This is a genomic window from Streptomyces sp. NPDC054841, assembly GCF_053611045.1.
On the sequence record NZ_JBSGZO010000576.1, the window covers coordinates 1 to 4,881 of the forward strand.

Consider the following 4,881-nt stretch of genomic DNA (forward strand, 5'->3'; position numbering starts at 1 on the left):
GGTACCGGCGGCCCCGGGGATCCCGGAGGTGTCCGGCCGGGGCGGCGTTTCGGAGGACGCCGGGGTGTTCACCGTCGCCGGTGGCGCGTCGGCACCGGTCTCGGCGGCGGTCGGCTCGGGGAGCACGTCGGACGGCGGTGACGCGGACGACGGCCCCGCGGACGACGGCCCCGCGGACGACGGCCCCGCGGACGACGGCCCCGCGGACGACGGCCCCGCGGACGACGGCCCCGCTGCCGACGGCCCTGCGGCCGGCGGTTCGGCGGTCGCGAGGGCCGCGAGCCGGCCGGCCAGCGCGGTCGCGGTCCTCGCCTTCGCCAGCTCCTCCGCCTCGGCGTCGTCCAGTACCGCCATGCCCGCGCCGGTGTTCGCTGCCACTCTTCGGGCCAGCTCGCCCACGATCTCGGCCCGCTTGATGGAGTCGATGCTCAGATCCGCTTCCAGATCCAGACCGGGCTCGACCATGTCCGCCGGATAGCCCGTGCGTTCGCTGATGATCTCCACCACCATGCGCAGGACGTCCTGTTCGGACAGCGACTGCACGGACGACGGCTGTGCGGACGGCGGCTGCGTGGACGGTGACTGTCCGGACGGTGACTGTGCGGACGGCGCCACGTCCGCGGATACCGAGGACCACGGTTCGGGTTCGGCCACGGATAACGAGTCCGCGGCTGTTAAGGCGGGCGCCCACGACCGCTCAGCCGACGGCCCGGGCGCAGGCCGGCCGACTCCCTCCCCGGGCTGCCCGAGCGCCTGACCGCCGAAGTAGGTGAGCAGGACATCGCGCTGCGCCGCCACCATCTCCCGGCTGGTACGCAGGAATTCGGCGATCAGCGCGTCCTGCCGGGCCACGGCCGCCCCGTCGGCGGCTCCCTCGGTGTGGTTCGTCGTCACAGTCGTCTCCACGACACGTCGGGCCGGTGCCAGGGCACCGGGCAGAAGATCGCCGGACGCGGTGCGGACCAGATGCCCGTCGACCGTCCAGCCGGGCTGCCGCTGCGCGGGGGCGCGGCTCGCGTCCACCACGTCGCGTCCCCGGAACATCCAGCCGGTACGTACCGGAAGTCCCGCGACCGCCAGCTGGGCGAGCGCCCCGAGCAGCCCGGGCAGGCCGCTGTCCGGTCGCGGCTCACAGGCGACGACGCGGTGCGGGCGGTCCCCGAGGATGTCGGCGACCAGACGGGTCAGCACCCGGCCGGGACCGGCTTCGACGAAGACCCGGGCCCCGGCCTCGTACATCGCCTCGATCTGGTCCGCGAACCGGACCGGGGCGCCGATCTGGGCGGCCAGTTCCGCACGGATCGCCTCGGGCCCTTCGTCGTACGCGAGCGCCGTGCGGTTCGACCACACCGGGAACTCCGTCGCCCTTACCGGACGTTCCGCGAGGGCACGTGCGAACCGCTCGCCCGCCCCGGCCACCACCGGGCTGTGGAAGGCGCAGGCGACCGGCAGGCGTTTGGCACCGTGGCCCGCCTCGCGCAGCAGGCGCACCGCCGTGTCCACGGCCGCCGAGGTACCGGAGATCACCGTCTGCCGTGGCGCGTTGTGGTTGGCGACCACGAGCCCGCGGACGGTGCCCGGGTCCGCGGTGCTCAGCGTTCGCTCGACTTCCGCGGCCGACGCACCCACCGCCGCCATGGCTCCCGGATCGTCCCCGGCCGCGGCGAGGATCGCGCGGGCCCGCTCAGCACTCAGCTCCAGCAGGGTCTCCGGGTCGATCGCACCGGCGGCGCACAGGGCCACCAGCTCTCCGTAGCTGTGGCCGGCCGCCATGTCCGGTACTACCCCGGCCCGGGTGAGCAGGATGTGGGCGGCGAGGTCCACGATCCCGAGGGCGGGCTGGGCGACCCTGGTGTCCGTGATGGCGGTACGCCGACGCTCGCGCGCGCCCTCGTCGAAGGAGGCCGGCGGATACAGCGCCGCGGCGGTGTCTCCGCCGAGCGCCAGCAGATGGTGCAGCTCCGGGAAGGCCGTGAAGACGTCCGCGAACATGCCGGGGCGCTGGCTTCCCTGGCCCGGGAAGAGAAAGGCGACCTTTCCCTGCGCTCCGGTACCCCGCACCCCGTTCTCCGGATCCGCAGTGTCTGCGGTGTCTGCGGTATTCGCGGTGTCGGCGGTGTTCGTGCTGTCCGCGGTCTCCGCGGTGTTCGCGGTGTCCGCGACGTGGATCCCGGCTGCCGGATCGTGTTCACCGGCCAGGACCCGCCGCAACTGCGCGCACAGCCCGTCGGGATCGGTGGCGACGACGGCGGCCCGGACGGGACCGGTCCCCGTGTCGCTGCGGCGGGAGGCGGCCGCGGCCAGATCGCGCAGCCGCCACCGCCGGGCGCCGTTCACCTCGGCCGAGGCGAGGTCCAGCAGCTCCCGAACCGCCCGGTGCGCGGCCGCGGTGTCCCTCCCACGGAAGGTGAACAGCTCGGCCGGCCAGGCGTCCCGGCCGTGGACCGGTGGCGCCGCGCCGCCGTGGCCGCTCAGCACCACGTGGAAGTTGGTGCCGCCGAAACCGAACGCGCTCAGCCCCGCGATCCGCCGCTCCGGCGGCGTCGCCCAGGGCAGGGCCTCACGGTGGAAGGCGAACGGGCTGCGCTCCTCCTGCCAGGCGGGGTTGGGCCGTTCCAGATGCAGGGTGGGCGGTCTGACCCCGGTGTGCAGGGCCATCGCGGTCTTGATCAGTCCGGCCAGTCCGGCCGCGCACTTGGTGTGCCCGATCTGCGACTTGACCGACCCCAGCACACAGCTGCCCGGGCGGGCTCCCGCCTCCTCGAACACCTCGGTGAGGACGGTCAGCTCGGTCCGGTCGCCGACGACGGTGCCGGTTCCGTGCGCCTCGACCAGACCGACCTCGGCCGGTGACGTACCGGCGTTGCGGTAGGCCCGTGACAGCGCCGCCCGCTGGCCCTCGGGCCGGGGAGCGGTCAGGCCGAGCGAGCGCCCGTCGCTCGAGCTGCCGACGCCCTTGACCACTCCGTAGATGCGGTCGCCGTCGCGCTCCGCGTCGGCCAGCCGCTTGAGGACCACGCAGGCCACCCCCTCGCCCAGGGCGATTCCGTCGGCCGAGCTGTCGAAGGCCCGGGAGCGACCGGTGGGGGAGAGAGCGTGAACCGACGTGAACAGCAGGTAGTCGTTGATGCCGTTGTGCAGATCCGCGCCCCCGCACAGGACGAGGTCGCTGGTGCCGGTGACGAGGTCCTTGCAGGCGACGTCCAGCGCCGCGAGCGAGGAGGCGCAGGCCGCGTCGACGGTGAAGTTGGGCCCGCCGAGGTCGAGCCGGTTCGCGATCCGGCCGGAGATGACATTGGCGAGCATTCCGGGGAACGAGTCCTCGGTCAGTTGCGGAAGCTGCCGTTCCAGTCCCTCCGGCACCGTGCCGTAGTACGAGGGCAGGACGGCCCGCAGCGTGGCCGCGTTGGAGAGGTCGCTGCCCGGTTCCGCGCCGAACACCACACCCGTGCGGGAGCGGTCGAAGGCCCGGCCGTTCTCGCCGTACCCCGCGTCATCGAGGGCCTGCCGGGCGGCTTCCAGGGCCAGCAGCTGCACGGGCTCGATGCTGCCGAGCGAGGCCGGTGGTATGCCGTAGCGCAGCGGGTCGAACGGGACCGGGGGCAGGAATCCGCCCCACTTGGACGTGACCGCACCAGCCTGCCCCGCATCAGCCTGCCCCGCATCAGCCTGTCCCGCGCCACCCGGCTCGGCCGCATAGTGCACGGCCGGGTCCCACCGCTCCGGGGGGACCTCGCCGACCGCGTCGGCGCCGTCCAGGACGTTCGCCCAGAACGTGGCGAGGTCCGGGGCCTCGGGGAACATGCAGGCCATTCCGACCACGGCCACATCGAGCGGCGGGGGCGGCTCCGGCAGCTCGGAGTGCCGGCCGGTCGTGCTGCCGGTGCCGAGGCGCTCGCGCAACTCCGCGGTGCGCTCGGTGAGGAACCGTGCGGCACCGGGGACCACCGAGGTGTGCAGCGCCGCGACGGAGGTGACCGCCGAGCGGAGCACGGCGACCTCCCCGGCCATGAACATGCCGTCCGCCAGCTGGCGTTCCTCGTCCACGGACACCAGGCCGCCGTCGCCGTCCCGCTCGACGCCCTTGGCCGCGATCCGCAGCCTGCCGACGTTGAGCCGCTCCAGCCGCTCCCAGATCTGCCGGTCACCGAGGCCCTCCGCCCGCAGCCGGGCCTCCACCGTGCCGTAGCCGTCGCTGAACGGGCTGGGCACGCAGCGGGTGGCGTGGCCCGGCGCCGTCTCCAGCAGCGTGGTGCGCTCCGCGGCCAGTACGCGGCGCTGGAAAAGTGGCTGGACGGCGCCGCGCCCCACCGCCTCCTCGGTGAACAGATAGGCCGTGCCCATGAGGACGCCGACGGCGCAGCCGCGTGCGGTCAGCGGCGCGGCGAGTGCCGCGGCCATCGCCGAGGACCGCTCGTCGTGGATCCCGCCGGCGAGAAACACCTCGATCCCCTCGGCGGCGGCCGGCGCCCCGGAACCGTCCGCGCCGTTCCGTGCTCCGTCGAGGAAGTCCTGGAGCACGCCGAGCTGCGCCTCCCACAGCGGGAAGCTGTTGCGCGGCCCGACATGGCCGCCGCACTCCGCGCCCTCGAAGACGAACCGCCGCGCGCCGGCGTCGAGGAACTGCCGCAGCAGGCCCGGAGAGGGTACGTGCAGAAACGTGGTGATGCCGGCCTCTTCGAGCACCCGCGCCTGCGAGGGGCGGCCGCCGGCGATGATCGCATGCGTGGGGCGGCACGCCCGTACGGCCTCCAGCTGGGCGTTTCTCGTCTCCTCCGGTGCGAAGCCCAGTACGCCGACACCCCATGGCCTGCCGTCCAGGACTTCGCGGGCCTCGTCCAGCATCGCCCGTGCCCGCTTCCCGTCGGCGAGTGCGAGTGC

1 protein-coding gene is annotated in these 4,881 nt (G+C 74.1%); it reads right to left on the bottom strand.

Annotation, left to right across the window (positions count from 1 at the left end):
- Positions 1-4,881, bottom strand: a 4,881-nt coding sequence (locus ACWGI8_RS39570) for a beta-ketoacyl synthase N-terminal-like domain-containing protein (RefSeq protein ID WP_453668284.1), incomplete at both ends; no start/stop codon positions are given.